This window comes from Pseudomonas sp. COR18 (assembly GCF_048568395.1).
GTDB lineage: Bacteria > Pseudomonadota > Gammaproteobacteria > Pseudomonadales > Pseudomonadaceae > Aquipseudomonas > Aquipseudomonas fuscovaginae_B.
On record NZ_CP183808.1, the window covers coordinates 6,571,394 to 6,595,232 of the forward strand.

The window sequence follows — 23,839 nt, forward strand, 5'->3', positions numbered from 1 at the left end:
ATGTCATTCCAGCACCAGCGACCGTTCGGCCGGCGCCACCTCGCGGCCGCGGGCATAGGCCCGCTGCACCGCCGGCCGGGCCTGGATGCGCTCGCGCCAGGCCCGGATCGCCGGGTAGTCGGCCAGGTCGAAGCCCTGGCGGCGCGGCTGAATCCAGGGAAAGATCGCCATGTCGGCGATGCTGTAGTCGCCGGCCACGTAGTCGCGCCCGTCCAGGCGCCGCTCCAGCACCTCGTACAGGCGGGTCGCCTCGCCCTGCAGCAGGTCGAGGGCGAACGGAATCGGCTCCGGGGCCTTTTCCCGGAACAACTGCCACTGGCTCAGGTACGGGGTGACATGCCCGACCTGCCAGAACAGCCACTCCTGCACGCGCTGGCGCTGGACGCTGCCGGCCGTGGGCAGGAAGCGCCCGGCCTTGTCCGCCAGATACGTCAGGATAGCGCCGGATTCGAACAGGCTCAGCGGCTCGCCGCCGGTGCTCGGCGTGTGGTCGACGATCGCCGGAATGCGGCCATTGGCGCTGATCTGCCGGAATGCCGCGGCGCGCTGCTCTCCAGCGCGGATGTTCACCGGTTGCAGGCGGTGGTCCAGGCCCAGCTCTTCGAGCAGGATGCCGATCTTCAGGCCATTGGCGGTCGGCCAGTAGTAGAGGTCGATCATCAGGCGTAGGCCTTGATCGAAGGCGCCATCTGCGACTTGTTGTAGTTGAGGACGGTGCCGTCGTCCTGCACGCCGTAGCGGCCTTCGAGGGATTCCAGAGGGCGCCCGTAGAGGTGGAAATGCAGGGTCGCCTGTTCGCCGTCGACGCGGATGCTGTGCAGGTCCTCGCCGAGGAAGGCGATCGAGGTGCCGGGCTGCACCACCACCTCGCGCTCCAGTTCCAGCACCGCGCGGGCCGGGTCGCGGCCATCGTCGCGGCGGGTGTAGACACGGTTCAGCTCCTGGCCCTCGACGGCGCTGATCACCGCCCAGGTCTCGTGGTTGTGGGCGATGGTGCTCTTGCCCGGCAACAGCGAGTTCAGGTACAGGGTCGGGGTTTCGCCGTCATCGTTGAGGCGGTAGCGGAACGCGGTGTTGCCCTCGCCCGCCACCGGCGCCGGGAAATGATCGAAGTTGAACAGATCGCGGCGCTCGGCCAGTTCTTCCAGCAGGGCAACGATGGCTTGCAGGGCCGCGCGGTCGACGCCGCGCTGGTGGATGGCGCGGATCTTCACCAGGAAGGTTTCGATCACGTTGGCGCGTTCGGTGGTGCTCATGGCAGGCTCCTTGTAGGTGCGTCAGATGGACAGGCTGAAGGGGCTGATATTGGTCAGGCGGTACGGGTCGGCCTGTACCGGACGACGGTTGTCGCCCAGGGCATGCCGGAGGAACTCGCGGGTCCGCTCGCTTTGCGGCTGCTGGAAAATCCGTTGCGCACTGCCGGATTCGACGATCCGGCCGTTCTCGGTGAAATACACCACGTCGCTGATCTCCTCGGCGAAACGCATTTCGTGGGTCACCAGCACGCAGGTCATGCCTTCCTCGGTCAGCTCGCGGATCACCGTCAGCACTTCGCCGACGGTTTCCGGGTCGAGGGCCGAGGTCACTTCGTCGAACAGGATCAGTTCCGGGCGCATCGCCAGGGTGCGGGCAATCGCCACCCGCTGCTGCTGGCCGCCGGAGAGCTGGCCGGGGTAGGCCTCGGCCTTGTGCTCCATGCGCACCTTGGCCAGCAGTTGCCGGGCCTGCCGCTCGGCCTCGGCACGGCTGCGGCCGAGCACCTTGCAGGGGGCGATCAGCAGGTTCTCCAGCACCGACAGGTGCGGGAACAGGTTGTACTGCTGGAAGACGAAACCGACCCGCTTGCGCAGCTCGATCAGTTCGGCCTCGCGCTGCAGGCGGTGCACCTCGGTGTCACCGACACGGATGCTGCCGCGCTGCGGCTTGAGCAGCCCGGTGATACAGCGCAGGAGGGTCGACTTGCCCGAGCCGGACGGGCCGATGATCGACACCGCCTGGCCGCGCTGCACGTCCAGGTCGATGCCCTTGAGGATCGGGTTGGCGCCGAACGACAAGTGCAGGTCGCGCAGGCTGACCAGGGGTTCAGTAGAAGGCATAGCGGCGCTCCAGGCGTTGGGTCAGGCGGGAAATCGGGTAGCAATAGGCGAAGAATAGCGCCAGCACGCTGAAGTAGATCAGCACGGTGAAGCCGGTCCGGTTGACGGTGTTACTGGCGATCTGCGCGGTGTCGATCAGGTCGTGCACGCCCACCAGCGAGGCCAGCGCGGTACCCATGGTGATCACCGCATAGAGGTTCATCCACGGCGGCAGCATGCGCTTGAAGCACTGCGGCAGGATGATCGAGCGAAACAGCTGGCCGCGGCTGAACGCCAGCGAACGCGCCGCTTCCCACTGGGTCGACGGAATCGAGCCGATGGCACCGCGAAAGATCTCGGCGACGTTGGCGCTGGCCGGCAACGCCAGGCCGAGGGTGACCTTCACCCAGTCGGGGAATGGCAGGTAGTAGCCGCCGACGTGGATCTCGAACGGGAACACGTAGGTGGTGAAGTAGATCAGCACCAGCCACGGCGCGTTGCGAAACAGTTGCACCCACAGCCGCGCCGGCAGGCGCAACAGCCGCAACGGCGACAGGCCGAGGGCGCCGATCAACAGGCCGAGCAGCGACCCGAGGGCGATCGCCAGCAGGCTGATCAGGATGTTCTGGCCGAAGCCCGCCGCCAGCGCCGGGCTCCAGCGCAGCAACGATTCGACCACCGCGGTTTCAATGGCCATAGCCGGGCATCCTCAGGCGCGCTTCCAGGTAGCGGCCGACACAGTTGACGATAAAGCTGAGCAGGCCGAAGAAGCTGAGGATCAGGATCATCAGTTCCAGCACGTTGTCGCTCTGGGTCCAGATCATGATCGAGGCGTAGGTGATATCGCCGACAGCGATGGCCGAGGCCACGGCGGTCATCTTCACCAGGTCGATCAGGTTGTTCACCAGCGCCGGCAAGGCGAAGCGCAGGGCCAGCGGCAATTGCACGTTCCACAGCAATTGCCGGCGGCTGAAGGCCAGGGAGCTGGCGGCTTCGAGGGTCACCGGCGGCACCGCCTCGATCCCCGCACGCAGCGCCTCGGCATGGAAGGCGCCCTTGTGCAGGGAGATCACGATCACCACCCAGGCGAACGGCGTCAGCGGGTTGGCCGCGCCCACCGCCTGGGTCAGCAGCATGTTCAGCACCAGGAAGGCGCAGTACAGCTGGACCAGGGTCGGCGTGTTGCGCGTGACCTCGACGAAGACCCGCGCCGGACGCGCCAGCCATCGGCTGCCGCTGGTGAGCATGGCGGCCAGGACCACCCCGGCCAGCAGGCTGCCGACAAGGGTCAGCCCGCACAGCAGCAAGGTGGTCCAGGCCCCCTCCAGCAGGCTGCCGCGCTGGTAGGCGTCGAGCAGGAAGCGATAGTTGAGGCCCAGTTGCGCGGCCCACTGCACGAACGTTTCCATCAACCGCGATCCTCGACCAGCCGGGCGCAGGCCGCGGCGATCCGCCGGCCGGCTTCACGGACGCTGTCGGTGGCGGTGGCGATCGACAGCCGCAGCCACGGCGACAGGCCGTAGGCGCTACCGGCCACGGCGGCCACGCCCGCCTCCAGCAGGTAATCCACCAGGTCGTTGTCGCTGGCGATCAGGCCCCCGTCGGGACGGCGCCGGCCGATCAGGCCGGCGCAGCGGATGAACAGGAAAAAACCGCCTTCGGGCACCAGCACCTGCAAGCCGTCCACCCCGCTCAACGCGGCCACCAGCACGTCGCGCCGCTCGCGATAGGCCGCCACCTGCGCCGGCAGGAAATCCAGCCCGCCCTGGTAGGCGGCCAAGGCCGCGGCCTGGCTCACCGAGGACGCCCCGGAAGCCGACTGCGACTGCACCACCGCCATGGCCGCGGTGAGCACCTGCGGGCCGGCACCGAAGCCGATGCGCCAGCCGGTCATGGCGTAGGTCTTGGACACCCCGCCCACCAGCAGGCAACGTGGCTGCAGGTCCGGCGCGACATTGAGCAGGTTGAGCGGTGGCTGGCCGTCGAAGCGGATGTGTTCGTAGAGTTCGTCGAGCAGCACCAGCACCTTGGGATGCCGGCGCAGCACCTCGGCCAGCGCCTGCAGCTCGGCGGCGCTGTACACCGCACCACTGGGGTTGCCGGGGCTGTTGAGGATCAGCCAGCGGGTACGCTCGCCGATCAGCGCTTCGAGCTGCGCGGGCGTCAGCTTGCAGCCCTGCTCCAGGCTCGACTGCACGAACACCGGCTCGCCGCCGTTGATCCGCACGCTGTCGGGAAACGACGGCCAGTACGGCACCGGCACCAGCACCTCATCGCCCTCGTCGAGGGTCGCGGCGAAGGCATTGAAGATGATCTGCTTGGCACCGTTGGCGATGACAATGCCGGCCAGCGGGTAGTCCAGGCGGTTTTCCTCGGCCAGTTTGCGCCGTACCGCTTCACGCAGGGCGCGCACGCCGGGGGTAGCGGTGTACTTGGTGGCGCCGGCGGCAATCGCCGCGCAGGCGGCCTGCTTGATGTGCCCGGGGGTGTCGAAGTCCGGCTCGCCGGTGGTCAGGTCGAGAATGTCCCGCCCGGCCTCGCGCAGCTCGGTGGCGCGGGATTTGGCGGCGGCATTGGCCGACAGCGAGACCTTCTGTACCCGCCGGGAAAGTTGAACGGTCATGGCAGCACCTTGCCTGGGTTGAGCAGCCCGCGGGGGTCGAGGGCCTGTTTGATCCGCCGCATCAGGTCCAGCTCCACCGGGCTCTTGACCTGCCCCAGCAGCTCGCGCTTGCGCTGGCCGATACCGTGTTCGGCGCTGATGGAGCCGCCGAAGGCGTGGGTGTTGCGGTGCACCAGCTCGCTGAGGGCGGCGTAGTGGGCCATATGCGCCTCAACCGGCTGGCCCAGGGGTGCGGCGACGTTATAGTGCAGGTTGCCGTCGCCCAGGTGGCCGAAGGTCAGGTTGCGCACGCCGGGGAAATGTTCCTGCAACAAGGCATCGGTGCTGGCGACGAACTCGACGATGCGCGAGATCGGCAGCGAAATGTCGTGCTTCATGTTGCGCCCTTCGCGGGCCTGGGCCTCGCTCATGTTCTCGCGCAACTGCCACAGCGCCGCGCTCTGGGCCAGGCTCTCGGCGATCAGCGCATCGGCCAGCAGACCGGCCTCGAAGGCCTCGCCCAGTACCCGCTCGAACGCCGCGCAGGCGTGTTCGGCGCCGTGGTTGTCGGACAGTTCGAGCAGCGCAAACCACGGCTGCCGCGCCGTGGCGAACGGCTGCGGGCCGTCGGGGAACTGCTGGCGCAGCAACGCCAGGCAGGCCGCGGACATCAGCTCGAAGGCGGTCAGGTCGGCGCCGAAACCGGCGCGGGCATGGGACAGGAAACTCACCGCCTGGGCCAGCGAGTCGAAGGCCAGCAAGGCGGTGCTCCGGGCCTTGGGCAGCGGGAACAGCTTGAGGGTCGCGGCGGTGATGATACCCAGGGTGCCTTCGCTGCCGATGAACAGGTCACGCAGGTCGTAGCCGGTGTTGTCCTTGCGCAAGCCGCGCAGGCCGTTCCAGATCTCGCCGTCGGCGGTGACCACTTCCAGGCCCAGGGTCAGCTCGCGGGTATTGCCGTAGCGCAGTACCCCGGTGCCGCCGGCGTTGGTGCCGAGGTTGCCGCCCAGGGTGCAACTGCCTTCGGCGCCCAGGCTCAGGGGGAACAGACGGTCGGCCTGGCGGGCGGCATCCTGCAGGTGCTGCAGGATGCAACCGGCCTCGACGGTGACGGTGTCGTTGTCGGTATCGAGCTGGCGGATGCGGTTCATCCGGTCCAGGCGCAGCAGCACGCTGCGGCCGCTGTCGTCCGGCGTGGCGGCGCCCATCAGCCCGGTGTTGCCGCCCTGCACCACCAGCGGCGCGCCATGGTGGGCACACACACGCACCACGGCGGCGACTTCCTCGGTGCTGGCCGGGTGCACCACCGCCACCACCTTGCCGTGATAGACCCGATGCTTGTCACTCAACCAGGCCGCCCCGTCGACACCGTCGCGGACATGGGCGGCGCCCAGCAACTGCTGCAACTGGCTGAACAGCAGGCTCATGGCGCGGCCGCCAGGGGGGCGCTGTTGCGGTACTGCTCATGCAGCTTGAGCAGGGCCTGGGACGGCGGCATGCCGGTGCGCTTGCCCAGTTCGATCAACCATCCGCTGCGATGCCAGTCGCGGACGATGGCGTCCAGGCGGGCCTGGGTGTCCCACTCACCCTTGCGGACCCAGATCACCGACGGCGACGGGATCAGGTCGTCGGGCAAGGGAATCTCGTAGCCGCTCCACTCGGCCTCGTCGAGCAGGCTGTGCATGGTCGGGCTGACGTGCACCGCCGCCACACAACCGTTGCCGCGCAGCGACAGCAGCGACTCGGACTGGCTGCGGAAGGCCTTGATCTGCGCGCCGTAGGTTTCCTGCAGCGGCTTGATGAAGTTGCTGCCCTGGGACACGCACACCGGCTTGCCCTTGAGGTCTTCCCAGCGAGCGATGCCGGCGCCCTTGCGGATCAGCGCGGCGCCGCCGACTTCCTCGTAGGGGGTGGGCACGTAGTCGAGGATTTCGGCGCGTTCTTCGGTCAGTTGCATGTTGGCGACCAGCACGTCGACCTTGCCCTGCTGGAGGAACTGCACGCGGTTGGGGGCCAGGACCGAGACGGTTTCCAGTTCGACGCCCAGGCGTTCGGCGATGCCCTTGGCCAGTTCGACGTTGTAGCCCTGGTGGGCACCGGTGGCGGGGTCGATGGTGCCGAACGGCGGACCGCTGAGGATCACCCCGACACTGATCCTGTGGCGTTGCTGGATCTTGTCCAGGGTGGCGTCGGCGTGGGCCAGGCCGGTGAGCAGCGCCAGGGCCAGCGGCATGTACTTGAGCATCGCGGTATGTCCTTTGGATGGTGGGGAGGACCCGAGGGCCTCTTCGCGGGCAAGCCGCGCTCCTACAGGGTCCGTGTCGTACGTAAGGCGTTTGTACGCCGCAGCTTTGTAGGAGCGTGGCTTGCCCGCGAAGAGGCCCCCAAACCTCACAAACACTCAGCGGCTGAACATCAGCCCTTGTATTTCTCGTGCAACTCCACCAGCGCCGGCGACGCCGGGGCGATGTGGTTGCGCGTCTCGGCCTCGATCAGCCAGCCGCTGCGGTGCAGGCCCTGTACCACGCTGTCCAGGCGCTTCTGGGTGTCGGTCTCGCCGGTGCGGGTCCAGATCACCGACGGCGCCGGGTTCAGCTCCGGGGTCAGCACGCGGTAGTCCTTCCACTCCGGATTGCCGGCCACCAGCGGGTTGATCAGCGTCGAGTCGTGCACCGCCGCCACGCAGTTGTTGCCGCGCAGGGCCAGCAGGGACTCCGACGAGCTCTTGAACGCCTTGATGTCCGCGCCCAGTTCGGTCAGCGGCTTGACGTAGCTGCTGCCCTGGGAAGTGCACACCGGCTGGCCCTTGAGGTCTTCCCAACGGGCGACCTTGCTGTCCTTGGGCAGCGCGGCGGCACCCCCGATCCTGTAGAACGGCGTCGGCACATGGCCGAGGATCGCATCGCGTTCCTGGGTCCATTCCATGTTGGCGATCAGCAGGTCGACCTTGCCCTGCTGCAGGAACTGCACGCGGTTGGCCGGCAGCACCGGCACCAGCTCCACCGCCACGCCGAGGTCCTTGCCCAGGGCGTTCGCCAGGTCGACGTTGAGCCCCTTGGGGTCCTGGGTCGCCGGGTCGATGGAGCCGAACGGGCCACCGGACAGCACCACGCCGACCACCAGCTTGTGCCGCTGCTGGATCTTGTCCAGGGTGGCATCGGCCTGGGCCGCGGCGCTCGCGCCAAAGGCCAGCAAGGCGCCGAGCACGGTGGGCAGGAAGCGATGGATCGGTGTGCGCGTGAACTGCATGGTTATCCCCTCGATGGCGGCCGGCGTCTCCCGGCCTCGTTGCCCCGCATGCTAGGGACGGCCCTCCACGAACGGAAATGCAAATATCTAATATTGTTATAACTTTCTGGTTATTAGGTTTTTGAAAAAATGGCATAACCCGTATTTACAGGGCCTTTATTGGGGGCTTGCATTTTTATCTCGCCATATGCATAAGAATCCGTAATCTATTGCGAACCACCCTTGATATGAATTCGAGCCGCCCATGCCCTCGCCCACCCTCGATCTGGAACTGCTGCGCACCTTCGTCGCGGTGGTCGACCACCACACCTTTGCCGAAGCCGGCCAGCACCTGGCCCGCACCCAGTCGTCGGTGACCCAGCAGATGCAGCGCCTGGAGCACCAGGTGGGGGTCAGCCTGTTCCAGAAACAGGGGCGGCAGAAACAGCTCACCGAGCCGGGCCGGCAGCTGCTGCGCCATGCCCGGCAAATGCTCTCGCTCAATGATGAAGTGCTCAACTCGCTGCAGGAGAGCCATCTGAGCGGGGTGCTGCGCATCGGTTCGCCCCACGACATCGCCGACACCATCCTGCCGCCGATCCTCAGCCACATCGCCCGCTCGGCCCCGCGCCTGCGCCTGGAGATCGACGTGGGCCGCAGCCCCTACCTGATGGAAGACCTGCACCGGGGCAAGATCGACATGGTGATTTCCACCCGCGAGGACTCGCGGCTGCAGGGTTTTGCCCTGCGCACCTCACCGGTGTGGTGGATCTGCTCGGCGCAGTACATCCATGTGCCGAGCGAGCCGCTGCCGCTGATTCTGGTGGAGGAACCGAGTATCTATCGGCGTTATGCCATCGAGGCGCTGGAACGCGCCGGGATCGCCTGGCGCCAGGCATACCTGGCGTCGAACCTGATCGGGATCAAGGCGGCGATCCGCGCGGGGCTGGGGGTGACGCCGCGCAGCATGGAACTGCTGGGGCCGGATATGCGAGTGCTGGGCGAGAACGACGGATTGCCGCGGTTGCCGGATGTGACCTATCACCTGTGGATCCGGCCGAATACGGTCAACCCGCTGGTACGCCGGGCCTATGACCTGATCCGCGCGAGCCAGGGGTTGTAGAGCTCTACCGACCTGCCCTCACAACTGATCGTTCCCACGCTCCGCGTGGGAGCGATCAGGTTACCGGTAGCCAGAGGCGGAATCGGGCTCCACCCAGCGGCGATTGCTCGACCGTCAGCGTCCCCCCCTGGGCCTCCGCCGCGCGCCGGCTGATCGCCAGGCCCAGGCCAAAGCCGCCCGTGGAACGATCACGACTGCGATCCAGCCGATAGAACGGCTCGAAGATCCGCTCGCGTTCCTGCTCGGGAATGCCGATCCCATCGTCATCCACCCACAACTCGCAGCCCTCGGTCGTCGCCTGGATGCCCACCTGGATGCGCCGCTCGCAGTAGCGCATGGCATTGCGCAGCAGGTTCTGTACCGCCCGCGCAGTCAGCCGCGGGTCCAGGGAGAAATGCTCCTGGGAACCCTGCATCAACACGTCGAGCACAATATCCGGCGCCTCCAGTTCTTCGTCGAAACTGCCGAGGATGCTGTCGACGAACTCGTGCAGCGGCACCAGCACCCGCTCCGGCAGCCGCCCGGGATTCTGCAGGCGGCTGTAGGACAACAGTTCCAGCACCAGGTCATCCAGCTCGCGGATGTGCCCGACCAATCCCTGCAGTCGCTCACGTGAAGCCGGCGGCAACTCGTCGGACAGCGCCAGGGCCAGGCCGAAATCCAGCCGGGTCAGGGGCGTGCGCAACTCGTGGGACACCGCATTGAGCAGGTCACGCTGCTGGTTGAGCAGGCATTCGATGTCGTTGGCCATGGTGTCGAACACCTGCGCCAGTTCGCCGATGTTCGAGCGCGGCGAGATCCGCGTGCGTTCGCTCAACTGGCCCTGGCCGATCTGCCGGGCGGTCTGCTTGAGGCGCTCCAGGTCCCGCCAGTGCGGGCGCAGCCAGAACAGCAGGCAGCCCAGCAGCGCTGCGCCGACCAGCACGTTCATGCTCCAGTACAGCAGCTTCACGTCCAGCGGGTCCGGCGGTATCACCACCTGCACCGCCAATTGCCCATCCAGCGGCGAGGCCACCAGGTCCGGCGCGCCCCAGTCGCCGACACGGATGGCGTTCTCGCCATGGCGCAGGCGCTTCTGCTCCGGCTCGCTGAAGCTGATGTCGTCGATGCGGATCAGCGAGACCCGCAGCGGCGCGAAACTCTGGTCCAGCTCGGCCGCCACCGCCGGCCAGCGCGCGTTCGGCACCGTCTTGAACTGCTTGACCAGGAGGTCCTGCATGCCCCGCGCCTGGTCGATGTTGTAGTTCAGGAAGCGCTCGTGAAACACCCCGACCACCAGGTCCGGCACCAGGTAGATCGCCGCGCTGAAGGTGATGATGGTCATCAGGTAGAGCCGGATGAGGATCTTCAGCATCGGCTCAGCATTCCCATTCGGAACGGCTGAACAGGTAGCCCTTGCCCCAGACGGTCTTGATCTTGCGCGCCTCGCCGGCGTGATCGTCGAACTTGCGCCGCAGCTTGGAGATCGCCACGTCCACCGAGCGGTCGGTACCGTTGAACTCGATACCGCGCAGGCGCTGCAGGATCTGGTCGCGGCTGAGCACTTCGCCGGCATGCCGGGCCAGCACCACCAGCAGGTTGTATTCGCCGCTGGACAGTTCCACCTGCTGGCCACGCCAGGTCACGGTGCGCTCGGAAAGGTCGATGCACAGGTTGCCCATGAGGATCTGGTCGCTGGCCACCTGCGGTTCGCTGAGGCTGCTGCGGCGCAACAGGGTGCGGACCCGCGCCAGCAGCACCCGCGGCTCGCAAGGCTTGGTGACGTAGTCGTCGGCGCCCATCTCCAGGCCCAGCACCTGGTCGTGGCTGTCGTCGCGGGCGGTGAGCATCAGGATCGGCAGGCTCGCCGAATCGGCGCGCAGCAGGCGGCACACTTGCAGGCCGTCGAGGCCCGGCAGCATCAGGTCGAGGATCACCAGGTCCGGCGGCTCCTGCCGGGCCCGCTCGCGCACCTGGTCGCCACGGGCCAGCACGTTGACCTGATAGCCGTTGCGCTCCAGGTAGCTGGCAATCAGTTCGGCAAGGGCGGTGTCGTCTTCGACCAGGAGAATCGTCGGCATAAATAACTACGAAATGAAGGAAAAGGTGAAGGATATACGCCCTTACGCGTGCGCGAGCATTCGCTTCACACTTTTTCACCAACCACCTACATTGCTTCACAGCAGCGCTTGACGGCCGCCCTTAGCATGGCCGGGTCATCATTGGGACTCGATTATGTTGAAGAAGCTGTTTGCCCCGCTCTGCCTGTCGGCGCTGGCCCTGGCGCTGACCGCCTGTGACCGGTCCGCCGGCGAGCCCGAGACCATGCCCGCGCCCAAGGTCCGGGTCGAGACCATCCACACCCAGCCCCTGTCGATCAGCAGCGAGCTGAGCGGCCGCATTGCCGCACCGCGGATCGCCGAAGTACGCGCGCGGGTCGCCGGCGTGGTGCTCAAGCGCCTGTTCCAGGAAGGCAGCGACGTCAAGCAGGGCGACGTGCTGTTCCTGATCGATCCGGCACCGTTCAAGGCCGACCTGGACAGCGCCGTGGCCGCCCTGCAGAAGGCCGAGGCCAATGCCTTCCAGGCCAGGCTGCAGCACCAGCGCTACCGCGAACTGGTGGAGAGCAACGCCATCAGCCGCCAGGACTACGACAACGCCCAGGCCGCCGCCCGCCAGAGTGCCGCCGACGTCGCCGCCAACCAGGCGGCGGTGCAACGGGCCCGGCTGAACCTCGGCTACGCCACCGTCACCGCGCCGATCTCCGGGCGTATCGGCCGTGCGCTGGTCACCGAGGGCGCGCTGGTCGGCCAGAACGAGACCACCGCCCTGGCGCTGATCCAGCAGTTGAACCCGATCCATGCCGACCTGACCCAGTCGACCCGCGAACTGAACGACCTGCGCCGGGCCTTCCGCGCCGGCCAGTTGCAGCAGGTCGGGCAGAACCAGGCCAAGGCCACGCTGATCCAGGACGACGGCAGCGCCTACCCGCTGCCGGGCAAGCTGCTGTTCACCGACATCAGCGTCGACCCGGGCACCGGCCAGGTGATCCTGCGCAGCGAGTTCCCCAACCCGGAACTCGACCTGCTGCCCGGCAGCTTCGTGCGGGTGCGCGTCGAACAGGCGGTCAACCGCGAAGGCATCAGCATCCCGCAGCGGGCGATCCAGCGCGACAGCGCCGGCGTGCCGCAGGTGCTGCTGGTGGACGGGAACATGCAGGTCAGCCTGCAATCGGTGAGCCTCGGCGCCACGCAGAACGACCGCTGGATCGTCAACGCCGGCCTCAAGCCCGGTGACCGGATCATTGTCGAAGGCCTGCAGCACGCCCGCCCCGGCGAGCCGGTGCAGATCGACGACAGCCCCCTTTCCCTCGCCCAGTCCAAAGGACAGTGAGCATGCCGCACTTCTTTATCGACCGCCCGATCTTCGCCTGGGTGGTCGCCCTGTTCATCCTGCTGGCGGGCGTCCTCGCCATCCCGCAGCTACCGGTGGCGCAATACCCCAACGTCGCGCCGCCGAAAGTGGAAATCGTCGCGACCTACCCCGGCGCCTCGGCCCAGACCCTGGACGAAAGCGTGGTCAGCCTGATCGAGCAGGAGCTCAACGGCGCCGACCACCTGCTGTATTTCGAGTCCCAGAGCAGCCTGGGCAGCGCCACCATCACCGCGACCTTCCAGCCCGGCACCCACCCCGAAATGGCCCAGGTCGACGTGCAGAACCGCCTCAAGGCGGTCGAGCCACGGCTACCCGCCGCCGTCACTCAGCAGGGCCTGCAGGTGGAAAAGGTGTCCGCCGGCTTCCTGCTGCTGGCGACCCTCACCTCCAGTGACGGCCAGTACGACGACACCGCGCTCAGCGACTACCTGGCGCGCAACGTGATGAACGAGATCAAGCGCCTGGACGGCGTCGGCAAGGCCCAGTTGTATGGGGCCGAACGCGCCCTGCGGATCTGGATCGACCCGCAGAAGCTGGTCGGTTTCAACCTCACCGCCGCCGATGTCAGTGCCGCCGTTGCGGCGCAGAACGCCCAGGTCTCGGCCGGCAGCATCGGCGACCTGCCGGGGCCGTCGACCCAGGAAATCACCGCGGCGGTGCTGGTCAAGGGCCAGTTGTCGACGCCCCAGGAATTCGCCGACATCGTCCTGCGGGCCAACCCGGACGGTTCCACCGTGCGCATCGGCGATGTCGCCCGGGTGGAGATCGGCAGCCAGGAGTACCAGTACTCGACGCGCCTGAACGGCAAGCCGACCACCGCCTTCAGCGTGCAATTGTCGCCGGGCGCCAACGCGCTGAAGACCGCGACCCTGGTACGGGCGAAAATGGATGAACTGGCGCGCTACTTCCCGGCCGGCGTGGAGTACAAGATCCCCTACGACACCTCGCCGTTCGTCAAGGTATCGATCACCAAGGTGATCTACACCCTGCTCGAAGCCATGGTGCTGGTGTTCGCGGTGATGTTCCTGTTCCTGCAGAACATCCGCTATACGCTGATCCCGGCGCTGGTGGTGCCGGTGGCGCTGATGGGGACCTTCGCCACCATGCTGGCCCTGGGTTTCTCGATCAACGTGCTGACCATGTTCGGCATGGTGCTGGCCATCGGCATCCTGGTGGATGACGCCATCGTCGTGGTGGAGAACGTCGAGCGGATCATGGCCCATGAAGGCCTGCCGCCCAGGGAAGCCACCCGCAAGGCCATGGGCCAGATCGGCGGCGCGATCATCGGCATCACCCTGGTGCTGGTGGCGGTGTTCATCCCGATGGCCTTCATGCCGGGCTCGGTGGGAGTGATCTACCAGCAGTTCTCGTTGTCCATGGCGACCTCGATCCTGTTCTCGGCCTTCCTCGCGCTGACCCTCACGCCGGCGCTGTGCGCGACCCTGCTCAAGCCGATCGCCCCGGGCGAGCACCACGCCAAGGGCGGCTTCTTCGGCTGGTTCAACCGGCGCTTCGAACAGATGAGCGACGGCTACCAGGGCTGGGTGGTCAGTGCGCTCAAGCGCAGCGGCCGCTACCTGCTGCTGTTCGGCCTGCTGGTGGTGCTGCTGGGGCTGCTGTTCAGCCGCCTGCCCGCCTCGTTCCTGCCGGTGGAGGACCAGGGCTACACCATCACCGACATCCAGTTGCCGCCGGGGGCGAGCAAGAACCGCACGGTCAAGGTGGTCGAGCAGATCGAGGCCAATGACGCCAGCGAAGCGGGCGTGGGCGACACCACGATGATTCTCGGCTTCAGTTTCTCCGGCAGCGGGCAGAACGCCGCGTTGGCCTTCACCACCCTCAAGGACTGGTCGGAACGCAGTGCCGAGGATTCGGCGGCGGCCATTGCCGAGCGGGCGAACATCGCCTTCAGCGAACTGAAGGATGCGGTGGCCTACGCCGTCCTGCCGCCACCGGTGGATGGCCTCGGCACCTCCAGCGGCTTCGAGTTCCGCCTGCAGGACCGCGGTGGTGTCGGCCACCCGGCGCTGATGCAGGCGCGCACCGAACTGCTGGAAGCGGCGCAGAAGAGCAAGGTGCTGGCCAACGTCCGCGAAAGCGCCCTGGCCGAAGCGCCGCAGGTACAGTTGGAAGTCGACCGCAAGCAGGCCAATGCCCTGGGCGTGTCGTTCGCCGATATCGGCGGCATTCTCTCCACTGCCGTCGGCTCGGCCTATGTCAACGACTTCCCGAACCAGGGCCGCATGCAGCGGGTGGTGATCCAGGCCGAAGGCGACCAGCGTGCCCAGGTCGAGGATCTGCTGAAGATCCACGTGCGCAACAGCAACGGCAAGATGGTCCCGCTGTCGGCCTTTGTCCAGGCGCGCTGGACCCAGGGCCCGGCGCAGTTGACCCGCTACAACGGCTACCCGGCGATCGCCATCTCCGGCGAATCGGCACCGGGCTACAGCACCGGCCAGGCCATGGAGGAGATGGAGCGGCTGGTGCAGCAACTGCCGCAGGGCCTGGGCCTGGAATGGACCGGGCTGTCGTTGCAGGAGCGCCTGTCCGGCGCCCAGGCGCCGATGTTGCTGGCGCTGTCGCTGCTGGTGGTGTTCCTGTGCCTGGCGGCGCTGTACGAGAGCTGGTCGATCCCGACCTCGGTGCTGCTGGTGGTGCCGCTGGGAGTGCTCGGTGCGGTGCTGGCGGTGACCTTGCGCGGGATGCCCAACGACGTATTCTTCAAGGTCGGGCTGATCACCATCATCGGCCTGTCGGCGAAGAACGCGATCCTGATCATCGAATTCGCCAAGAGCCTGTACGACGAGGGGCATGACCTGCTGGAAGCGACGGTCCAGGCTGCGCGGCTGCGGTTGCGGCCGATCATCATGACCTCGCTGGCGTTCATCCTCGGCGTGGTGCCGCTGGCGATCGCCACCGGCGCCAGCTCGGCGAGCCAGCAGGCGATCGGCACCGGGGTGATCGGCGGGATGATCACGGCGACATTGGCGGTGGTGTTCGTGCCGGTGTTCTTCGTGGTGGTGATGAAGCTGGTGCGGCGCAAGGCTTCATGATGCTTCGCTGAACCTGGGGCCCCTTCGCGGATTTATCCGCGAAGGGGCCCCACCAGACAGCATAAATCCCGGTTATTGCACCAACTGGTTGATCTCGATGATCGGCAGCAACACCGCCATCACGATCACCAGCACCACCGCGCCCATCACCACGATCATCAACGGTTCGAGCAACGCCGTCATCCCCATCGCCCGCCGTTCGATATCCAGCGACAGGGTCTGCGCCGCACGCTCCAGCATCGGCGGCAAGGCGCCGGTCTTCTCGCCACTGGCGATCAGGTGGATCAGCAGCGGCGGAAACACCTTCTCCACCTTCAGCGCCGCCGCCAGGTTCACCCCTTCCCTGACCCGCGCCGTGGCCTCGCTCACGCTCAGGCTCAAGCGGTCGTTCGACACCGTCTGCCGCGCCGCCTCCAGCGCCCGCAGCAACGGCACCCCGGCGCCGCCGAGAATCGCCAGGGTCGAGGCGAACCGTGCGGTGTTCAGCCCCAGCACAAAACGCCCGATCATCGGCAACCGCAGGATCCGGCTATGCCAGCCCAACCGCGCCGCCGGCTGGCGCAGGTACAGCCGCCAGCCCCAGAAAGCCCCCGCCAGCCCGGCAAAGCACAACGCGCCCCATTCACGGATGAAGTCGCTGGCATTGAGCATCACCAGGGTCAGCCCCGGCAGGTCCTGCCGTGCCTGGGAAAAGGCGCTGACCACCTGCGGCACCACGTAGCTGAGCAGGAAGATCACGATGCCCACCGACACCAGCCCGACCACCGCCGGGTAGATGAACGCCGTGAGCACCTTGCCGCGCAGGTTGTTGCGCTCCTCGATGTAGTCGGCCAGCCGTTCCATGACCTGGGCCAGGTCGCCGGATTCCTCGCCGGCGGCGATCAGCGCCCGATAGATCTCGGGAAAGTCCCGGGGGCGCCTGGCCAGTGCCTCGGCCAGGCGCATGCCGCCCCGGACATCGGTACGCACCGCACTCAGGGTCTGGGCGATGTGCTTTTTTTCCGCCTGTTCGACCGTGGCGCTCAACGCCGCCTCCAGCGGCAGGCTGGCGCCGAGCAGGCTCGCCAGTTGGCGGGTGGCCCAGGCCAGGTCGTTGTCCGAGAGTTTTGCGCTGAACAGCCCGCCGGCCGTCTCGCCACTGTCGCCAGCCTCGGCCTTCAGCGACAGCGCGGTCAGCCCGCGCCCGCGCAGGGCCACCATGGCCGCGCCCTGGCTGTCGGCCTCCAGATGGCCGGACTCGATCTTGCCCTGGGCATCGGCCGCTTCGAAGCGATAGCGGTTCATCAGGCGTCCCTCGTCACACGCAGGATTTCTTCCGGCGCCGTGGCACCCGCGCGGACCCAGCGCTCACCGTCCTCGCGCAGGCTCAGCATGCCGGCCGCCCGTGCCGCCTGGCGCAACGCCTGCTCGCCGGCGCCCTGGTGGATCAGGGTGCGAATAGCGTCGTCGATGCAGAACAGCTCGTGGATGCCGGTGCGGCCGCTGTAGCCGGTGTGGCTGCAGGCGCTGCAGCCGACCGGGCGCCAGGTGCCCGGCGTGGCCGGATCGGGCTGGCGGCAGTGCCGGCACAGCCGCCGCACCAGGCGCTGGGCCAGCACCCCGAGCATCGACGAGGCCAGCAGGAAAGGCTCCACGCCCATGTCGATCAGCCGGTTGACCGCCGACACCGCATCGTTGGTGTGCAGGGTCGCCAGCACCAGGTGCCCGGTCAGCGAGGCCTGCACGGCGATCTGTGCGGTTTCCAGGTCGCGGATTTCGCCGATCATGATGATGTCCGGGTCCTGGCGCAGGATGGCCCGCAGGGCCAGGGCGAAGGTCATGTCGATCCTGGCATTGACCTGGATCTGGCTGATACCCGGCAGGTCGTATTCCACCGGGTCCTCGACGGTGAGGATGTTGCTGGTGCTGGCGTCGAGCCGCGCCAGGGCGGCATAGAGGCTGGTGGTCTTGCCGCTGCCGGTGGGCCCGGTGACCAGCACGATGCCGTGGGGCTGGCGGATCAGGTGATCGAGCCGCGCCAGCAGGTCCGGGTCCATCCCCAGGGTTTCCAGTTGCAGGCGCCCGGCCTGCTTGTCCAGCAGGCGCATCACCACCCGTTCGCCATGGCCGGTGGGCACGGTGGAGACGCGGATATCGATCGGCCGGCCGGCGACGCGCAGGGCGATACGGCCGTCCTGGGGCAGGCGTTTTTCGGCGATGTCCAGTTGCGCCATGATCTTGATCCGCGACACCAGCGCGCCGTGCAGCGCCTTGCGTGGCGAGACCACGTCGCGCAGGGTGCCGTCGACCCGGTAGCGCACCACCGAATGGGTCTCGAACGGCTCGATATGGATATCGCTGGCCTCGTCGCGCGCCGCCTGGGTCAGCAAGGCGTTGATCATGCGGATCACCGGCGCGCCGTCCTGGGTGTCGAGCAGGTCGGTGACTTCCGGCATGTCCTGCATCAGCCGGTCGAGGTCCACCTCGTTTTCCGCCGCGCCGACCACGGCGGCAGCGCTGCCGGTGTCGGCATAGGCCGTGGTCAGCAGGCTGTCGAGTTCCTCATCGCGTACGCGCTCCAGCCGCGCCGGCCCGAACTGCCGGCGCGCCTCGCTGATGGCCCAGCCGGGGGTCGAGGGACAGGCGGTGAGCACGCCGTCGACCAGCACCAGCCGCTGGGCCTTGGCCCAGGCGTACGGTAATGCGCTCATGGCTGCGCTTCGTTCAGCGACACCGGCACCGCGCGGATCGGCCTGGGTGCCTGCGGCACGGGCACCGGCTGCGAGCCCGGAATGGCGTGGGCCGCACTGGGCAACTGCGGGGCCTGCATGTCCGGCAAGGCCCAGTTGCGCTCCGGCGTCAGGCTGCCCTGGGCACGGCGGATGAAGTCGTAGCGGTTCAGGGTGATCGCCCGCCCCGCCGCGCCGTCACGGATGATGTACGGCCGCAGGAACACCATCAGGTTGGTCTTGTTGCTGTCGCGCCGCTCATGGCGGAACAGCGCGCCGATGCCGGGGATGCTCGACAGCAACGGCACGCCGTCGTTGCTCTGGCTGTAGCCGTCCTGCAGCAGGCCGCCCATGACCATGATCTGCCCATCGTCGAGCAGGATGCTGGTGTCGATCGCGCGCTTCTTGGTCACCGTGCCCGCCGCCGTCGCAGTGGCGCGGTCGTCGACGCTGCTGACCTCCTGATACACGTCCAGCTTCACCGTGCCGCCCTCGGAAATCTGCGGCCGGACGTTGAGCTTGAGCCCGACCTCCTCGCGCTGGATGGTCTGGAACGGGTTGTTGCTCGAACTGCTGCCGTTGGTCACGTAGCTGCCGCTGACGAAGGGAATGGTCTGGCCGACGAAGATGCTCGCCACTTCGTTGTCCAGGGTCAGCAGGTTCGGCGTCGACAGCACGTTGGAGCCGCCCTTGCTCTTCAGCGCCCGGGCCAGCACCTTGAGGTCCATCACCTGCCCCACCCCGGGAATGTTCACCGATCTGCGCACCACGCCGACGCTCAGCCCCTGAGGCAAGGCATCGATGCTGTTTTTGGCGGTGGTGACGATGCCAGCACCGCCCAGGTTGGCCCCGGCGAACACCCCGCTGCCCCCCAGGTTGCCGCTCTGCCACTGCACGCCGAACTCGTTGGCCTCGTCCTCGCTGACCTCGACGATCAGGCTCTCGATCACCACCTGGGCACGGCGCTGGTCGAGCTGGTCGATGACCTCGCGCAGGTTGCGGTACAGCGGCTCCGGCGCGGAGATCAGCAGGGTATTGGTGGTGGCATCGGCCTGGATGGTCACGCCGCCGGCGGAAAACGCCAGGTTCTGCTCCTTGCCCGGCCCCGTGCCGGAAGCCAGGCTGGAACCATTGCGGGCGGATTGACCGTAGAGCGAATTGCTGCCGCTGGTGCTGCTGCCGGTCTGGGGGGTGCTGTTGACCTGGCTGCCGTTCTGGCTGTTGTTGCTGTTACTGCCGCCGCCGAGCATGGCCCGGGTCTGGTCGCCCTCGCCGCTGCTGTCGCTTTCGCCGGTGAGCAGCCCGCGCAGGGCCTGGGCCAGCTTGCCGGCCTGGGCGTTGCGCAGATAGACCACATGCAGGTTGCTCGGGTTGCTCTGGGCGTTGTCGAGCTTGTAGATCAGCTCCCGGGCCAGTTGCGTGCGCTCGGGGCTGCTGGCGCGGATGATCACCGAGTTCGAGCGCGGATCGCCCAGTACGCTGATTTTCTGCGTCGGGTCGTTGCCCTGGTTCTCCAGCAACTCCGAGACCATGCTGGCGATATCGCTGGCGATGCCGTTCTGAATGTTCACCACATCGGTGTCGATGGCGCTCGGAGTGTCGATGCTGGCGATCAGACTGGCCACCCGTTGCAGGTTCTGCGCGTAGTCGGTGATGACCACGGTGTTGTTGCCCGGGTAGGCGTTGATCGGGTTGTTCGGTGAGACGATCGGTCGCAGCACCGGAATCAGGTTCACCGCGTTCTCGTACTGCAGGCGGAAGGTTCGCGTGACCATGCCGTTTTCCGCCGGCTTGTCCGAGCTATAGACCGGTCCGCCGAGCAGCTTGGCATCGGCCTCCGGTACCACCTGGGCGACCCCGCCGACATCGACCACGCTGAAGCCCTGCATGCGCAGGGCCGAAAGCAGCATGTCGTAGGCCCGGTAGGCCGGTACCTCACCTTCGGAGACCAGGGTCAGGGTGCCCTTGACCCGCGGATCGACCAGGAACTGCCGTCCGGTGGAACGCGACAAGGCGCGCACCACCGCCTGGATATCGGCGTCGACGAAATTCAGTTGCACCGGCTGGTCGCCCAACGGGTTGCTGGCCGGGAGCGCCTTGCCCGGCCCATGGCCGGCCCGTGCCGAATTGCCCACGGGATGCAACACGCGCCGCGGCTGCTCGGCCTGCGCCTGGGCCCGCTGCCGCTCAGCCAGGACGTCGCCGCTCTTCACGGTCGAACCCAGTGGCCGCCCGAGTTCGCTTTCGGCCAGCAACGGAGCCTGCGGCGCCGTACCGCTACTGCACGCGGTCAATGCCAACAGCAACCACGGGGCCGCCGCCTGGCGGCAGCGCAACCCATACAACCAGCCTGAGCACTTCATGAAGCTTCCTTAGCGCCAAGCGCCTGATCCATGCGAACGGTTCCCGACAGTCTGCCCGCCGAGCCTTCGGGTTCGGCCGCGGCCGCCCGTTGCAGGCGGGCCTCGACCACATCCAGGGAGAATGAGCGGGGTTTTCCCAGCAGCCAGTCCAGCAGCACGTCGGCCGGTGCGTCGTCGACGGTCAACAGCCAGCCGGCGCCACGGCCCTGCAACCGGTAATGCCCGGACAACCCGCTGGCTTCGAGACTGGCGCGCAGCCCCGCTTCCAGGTCACCGGTGGCCGGTCGGGCAAGACCTTGCAGCAGGCCTTCCAGGGTCTGGGCCTGGGTTTTGAGCCTGGGTGTTTCGGCGGCCCAGTAATCGAGCGTCTTCAACGGCGGCTGGATCAGCACCAGCCAGACCAGCAGCCCCGAGACGCCGAGGGCCATGCCGCCGACCAGGCGGCGCTCCCGTGGCGCCAGACTGCGCCAGTAGCCCTGCGCCCGGGCCGACAGGGCCTGCCAGCGGGCCCGGTACTGCGCCAACCTGGGGTTATTCATTTTCCGTCTCCGCCAGCGGTTGCCCCGGTTCGGCCTGGGCCTTGAGGGTCCAGCCCTCGGCGGCGGCGCTCGCCAGCACCCCGGCCTGGGCCAGTTCGGCCTGCCAGGCGCCGGCCGCGCCCGGCTTGCGGTTGTCGGGCAGCAGGTTCAGGTGCAGTTCGCCGTTTTCGAACACCAGGCCCTGCACACCGCCGACCACGAACGGCATCGCCAGGCCGGCCTGGCGTAGCAGTCGGGAGAAATCGCTGTCGCCGGCAGCGCCGGCCTCCCGCCGGGCCAACTGCTGGCGCGCCTGCTGCAAGGGGTTGAGCACCACCGGCAGTGCCGGAAAGGCCTGCCTGACCCGCTGCACCATCCACGCCTTGAGCTGTTCGCCCTGCTCGGCCTGCCGCGCCGCGTGGAGGTTCAGGCCTACGGTCCAGACCGCCACCGCCAGCGCGCAGCAGGCCAGCGCCCGTCCCCAGTGACCGGCACTGGCGCCCGGCTGCCGCAGGCCACCGTGCAGCCCCCAGCCCGGTGCCTGGCCGGTCCAGCGGCGGTCGGCGGGCACTGCCTGGAACAGCGGATTCGCCGCCGGCGCTTCACCGAGCCAATGCAGCACTTCGCCGCGGCCCTGCCATTGCGCCAGCGCCTGGTCGATATCCGGGTGCACTTCGGCCAGGTCCACGCCCTGGCGAATCAGCAGATGCTCGTCGCGGGCCTCCAGCACCGGCTCGCCGGCAATCACCGGCAAGCAATAGGCCGCCGGATACAGGCCACGCAGGCCCAGGCCGGCCTGGCGCACCAGGGCGCCGAAACGTTCGAGCACCTCCCGTGGCAACCAGGCGACCGGCACCCGGCCCTGGGCATCGCGCGGGCCATGGGCGATGTGCATCGACTCGCAGGCGTCGAGGATCAGCGCCTGGGCCGCGCAGTCGACCGCCGCGCGGATCTTCGCTGGCGGCAGCGCCGGCAGTTCGAGGCTGGCCAGCAGGCTGTCCTGGGGGTGCAGGTAACATTCCACGGCCATGCCCCGGTTGGCCTGCCCCAACTGCCTGAGGTTGGCCCGGCCGGTTTCAGCGAGCCGGCCCTGGCGGTCGAGCCGGGCGAACGCCAGCGGACTGTCGAGTTCCAGCGCCTGCAAGGGCGGCAGGACGATACGCAAGAGGCTCATACGCCCACCCGCGACCAGATCACCTGGGGCATTTCCAGCTCGCTACGGTGCAGCAACGCGGCCAGATTGACCCGGCGCCGGTCGTTGCGTACCTGGCCGACCAGCAGGAACCACTCGCTGGTGATACCGACCTTGATGTCGGCAACCGCCACTTGCGGCATGCGCAGGCGGTTGACGAAGTCGCCACGGTTGATGAACCACTGCCCCGCATCACGCTCGCCGATCAGGCCCCGGGCCCGCTGCGGCGACAAACCCGGCACCTGGGAAGCGAGCACCTCGGCGCTGGCGGTATTGCCATTGACCCAGGTGTTGGCCGGCAGGATGGTCACATGGGGCGCCAGCCGGGCGAGGGTCTCGTCGTCCACGCCGTCGACGCTGCGCAGGTCATCCAGGCTGCGCAGCATCGGCCGGCTGGCGGGCAGCGGCTTGTCGGCAGCTCCCGGCGAGGTCAGGCGACCGCTGTCGAAGGTGCCCTGCACCTTCGCCGCGGCCTGGCGCTGCGGATTCGGCAGGCGCGGGTAGGAACTGATCACCCGCTGGGCAATGCGCTGGGCGACCGCCGCCTTGACGCCGAGCATTTCGCACAGGCGGGCAAAACCCTCCATCTGTTCGTCATCGACGCGCTCGTCGCGCACCAGGTTGCGCAGGTTGAACTTGCCCTGCTCATCCTCCAGGTGGCCGTCGAACTGGCCGCCACGTTCGCCGAGGATCGGCCGGGCCCAGGCCTGGGCCTGGTGGGTCAGCGGGTCGCGCTGGCGGGCCTCCCACAGCCGTTGGCGGCTGATTTCGAGGCCGCCACGCAACTGCCAGGCGCCCTGGACCCGCGATTGCTCGGCCTCCAGGTTGCGGGTAAACAGGGTTTCGCGGGTGAGCATGCCGGCGGCGATCACCGCCACCACTGCGGCGATCAGCAGCGCGCTGATGATCGCCATGCCCTCCTGCTTCGCGGCCATCGGGGAATGAGCCTTCATGACCGCGACTACAACTGCCAGGAGCCGATATCGGCATTGACCCCGTCACCGTCCGGCTGGCCGTCGGCACCGAGGGAAAACACGTCGACTTCACCGTTGGCGCCCGGGTTCAGGTATTGGTAAGGACGTCCCCAGGGGTCGTTGGGCAAGCGTTCCAGATAGGAGCGCCAGTTGCTGTCCTTGGCGTTGGCCGGCCGCTCGACGAGGATCTTCAGGCCCTGGTTCTGGCTCGGGTAGCTGCCGTGATCGAGGCGGTAGAGCTTGAGCGCCTGCATCAACCCGCCGATGTCCTGCCTGGCCGCGGTGGCCCGCGCCTGGTCGGGCCGGTCGAGGACCTTGGGCACCACCATGGCAGCGAGAATCCCGAGGATGACCACCACGACCATGATCTCGATCAGCGTGAATCCCTGCTGTGCCCGACGACCTCTGGAACGGGAATTGATACGCGCGATATCCATCTCGACAGTCCTTGGCTTGATTCGATTCGCGGCGGATTGTTGCAAGAAGATATGTCACCGATATTGAAAATCCTCGGGTGAATCGCCCGGGCAAAAACTCGGGAGCTTTGGTCAGCAAGCGGTCAAACAGGCACGCTAGGCTCCGGACTCGC

The 23,839-nt window shown here is 67.5% G+C and carries 21 protein-coding genes; 3 read left to right on the forward strand and 18 right to left on the reverse strand.

The window, feature by feature from the left end:
* Positions 1–3: 3 nt before the first annotated feature.
* From ACM62G_RS29400 to ACM62G_RS29440, 9 genes are all read right to left on the reverse strand, one after another.
* On the reverse strand, positions 4–660 hold the full coding sequence (locus tag ACM62G_RS29400) for a glutathione binding-like protein (protein ID WP_419736262.1): 657 nt from the start codon (positions 658–660) through the stop codon (positions 4–6).
* Positions 660–1,256: a cysteine dioxygenase gene (locus tag ACM62G_RS29405; protein ID WP_054061546.1), complete on the reverse strand. Its 597-nt coding sequence runs from the start codon at positions 1,254–1,256 to the stop codon at positions 660–662. Before ACM62G_RS29405 ends, ACM62G_RS29400 begins: the two co-directional genes overlap by 1 nt.
* Positions 1,257–1,277: 21 nt before the next feature.
* A complete protein-coding gene (locus tag ACM62G_RS29410; RefSeq protein WP_419736263.1) occupies positions 1,278–2,096 on the reverse strand; it encodes an amino acid ABC transporter ATP-binding protein in 819 nt (272 codons plus the stop codon).
* Positions 2,083–2,772: an amino acid ABC transporter permease gene (locus ACM62G_RS29415; RefSeq protein WP_054061548.1), complete on the reverse strand. Its 690-nt coding sequence runs from the start codon at positions 2,770–2,772 to the stop codon at positions 2,083–2,085. Before ACM62G_RS29415 ends, ACM62G_RS29410 begins: the two co-directional genes overlap by 14 nt.
* Complete coding sequence (locus ACM62G_RS29420; RefSeq protein ID WP_419736264.1) at positions 2,762–3,484, reverse strand: amino acid ABC transporter permease; 723 nt, start codon at positions 3,482–3,484, stop codon at positions 2,762–2,764. The genes ACM62G_RS29415 and ACM62G_RS29420 overlap by 11 nt, the downstream gene beginning before the upstream one ends.
* Positions 3,484–4,698: an aminotransferase class I/II-fold pyridoxal phosphate-dependent enzyme gene (locus ACM62G_RS29425; RefSeq protein WP_416773187.1), complete on the reverse strand. Its 1,215-nt coding sequence runs from the start codon at positions 4,696–4,698 to the stop codon at positions 3,484–3,486. The genes ACM62G_RS29420 and ACM62G_RS29425 overlap by 1 nt, the downstream gene beginning before the upstream one ends.
* Positions 4,695–6,104, reverse strand: coding sequence for an FAD-binding oxidoreductase (locus ACM62G_RS29430; protein ID WP_419736265.1), 1,410 nt, complete (start codon positions 6,102–6,104; stop codon positions 4,695–4,697). Before ACM62G_RS29430 ends, ACM62G_RS29425 begins: the two co-directional genes overlap by 4 nt.
* Positions 6,101–6,922 (reverse strand): transporter substrate-binding domain-containing protein, encoded by an 822-nt coding sequence (locus ACM62G_RS29435; RefSeq protein ID WP_419736266.1) that lies wholly within the window; start codon positions 6,920–6,922, stop codon positions 6,101–6,103. The genes ACM62G_RS29430 and ACM62G_RS29435 overlap by 4 nt, the downstream gene beginning before the upstream one ends.
* A gap of 170 nt (positions 6,923–7,092) precedes the next feature.
* On the reverse strand, positions 7,093–7,926 hold the full coding sequence (locus ACM62G_RS29440) for a transporter substrate-binding domain-containing protein (protein ID WP_416773184.1): 834 nt from the start codon (positions 7,924–7,926) through the stop codon (positions 7,093–7,095).
* A 244-nt stretch (positions 7,927–8,170) separates the two neighbouring features.
* Between ACM62G_RS29440 and ACM62G_RS29445 the strand changes: the two genes are divergently transcribed.
* A complete protein-coding gene (locus tag ACM62G_RS29445) occupies positions 8,171–9,028 on the forward strand; it encodes a LysR substrate-binding domain-containing protein (RefSeq protein ID WP_054060662.1) in 858 nt (285 codons plus the stop codon).
* Between the two features lie 55 nt (positions 9,029–9,083).
* Here the strand turns inward: ACM62G_RS29445 and ACM62G_RS29450 are convergent, their stop codons facing one another.
* A complete protein-coding gene (locus tag ACM62G_RS29450; RefSeq protein ID WP_419736267.1) occupies positions 9,084–10,382 on the reverse strand; it encodes an ATP-binding protein in 1,299 nt (432 codons plus the stop codon).
* Between the two features lie 4 nt (positions 10,383–10,386).
* Positions 10,387–11,088: a response regulator transcription factor gene (locus tag ACM62G_RS29455; RefSeq protein WP_054060660.1), complete on the reverse strand. Its 702-nt coding sequence runs from the start codon at positions 11,086–11,088 to the stop codon at positions 10,387–10,389.
* Between the two features lie 154 nt (positions 11,089–11,242).
* On the opposite strand from ACM62G_RS29455, the gene ACM62G_RS29460 reads away from it, so the two are divergent.
* A complete protein-coding gene (locus ACM62G_RS29460; protein ID WP_419736268.1) occupies positions 11,243–12,400 on the forward strand; it encodes an efflux RND transporter periplasmic adaptor subunit in 1,158 nt (385 codons plus the stop codon).
* A gap of 2 nt (positions 12,401–12,402) precedes the next feature.
* A complete protein-coding gene (locus tag ACM62G_RS29465; protein WP_054061238.1) occupies positions 12,403–15,495 on the forward strand; it encodes an efflux RND transporter permease subunit in 3,093 nt (1,030 codons plus the stop codon).
* Positions 15,496–15,567: 72 nt separating this feature from the next.
* Here the strand turns inward: ACM62G_RS29465 and gspF are convergent, their stop codons facing one another.
* From gspF to gspG, 7 genes are read right to left on the reverse strand one after another with little or no spacing between them, the layout of a single operon-like run.
* The gene (gene gspF, locus ACM62G_RS29470) at positions 15,568–16,779 is read right to left on the reverse strand and encodes a type II secretion system inner membrane protein GspF (RefSeq protein WP_419736269.1); all 1,212 of its coding nucleotides are present in this window, start codon (positions 16,777–16,779) and stop codon (positions 15,568–15,570) included.
* A complete protein-coding gene (gene gspE / locus ACM62G_RS29475; RefSeq protein WP_419736270.1) occupies positions 16,779–18,185 on the reverse strand; it encodes a type II secretion system ATPase GspE in 1,407 nt (468 codons plus the stop codon). Before gspE ends, gspF begins: the two co-directional genes overlap by 1 nt.
* Positions 18,182–20,566, reverse strand: coding sequence for a type II secretion system secretin GspD (gene gspD / locus ACM62G_RS29480; protein ID WP_419736271.1), 2,385 nt, complete (start codon positions 20,564–20,566; stop codon positions 18,182–18,184). The genes gspE and gspD overlap by 4 nt, the downstream gene beginning before the upstream one ends.
* Positions 20,563–21,105 (reverse strand): type II secretion system protein GspM, encoded by a 543-nt coding sequence (gene gspM / locus ACM62G_RS29485; protein WP_419736272.1) that lies wholly within the window; start codon positions 21,103–21,105, stop codon positions 20,563–20,565. Before gspM ends, gspD begins: the two co-directional genes overlap by 4 nt.
* Positions 21,098–22,258 carry a type II secretion system protein GspL gene (gene gspL / locus ACM62G_RS29490; protein ID WP_419736273.1) on the reverse strand — a complete coding sequence of 387 codons (1,161 nt, stop codon included), beginning with the start codon at positions 22,256–22,258 and terminating at the stop codon, positions 21,098–21,100. Before gspL ends, gspM begins: the two co-directional genes overlap by 8 nt.
* Positions 22,255–23,229 carry a type II secretion system minor pseudopilin GspK gene (gene gspK, locus ACM62G_RS29495; protein ID WP_419736274.1) on the reverse strand — a complete coding sequence of 325 codons (975 nt, stop codon included), beginning with the start codon at positions 23,227–23,229 and terminating at the stop codon, positions 22,255–22,257. Before gspK ends, gspL begins: the two co-directional genes overlap by 4 nt.
* A gap of 8 nt (positions 23,230–23,237) precedes the next feature.
* Positions 23,238–23,687 (reverse strand): type II secretion system major pseudopilin GspG, encoded by a 450-nt coding sequence (gene gspG / locus ACM62G_RS29500; protein WP_054062362.1) that lies wholly within the window; start codon positions 23,685–23,687, stop codon positions 23,238–23,240.
* Positions 23,688–23,839 lie beyond the last annotated feature (152 nt).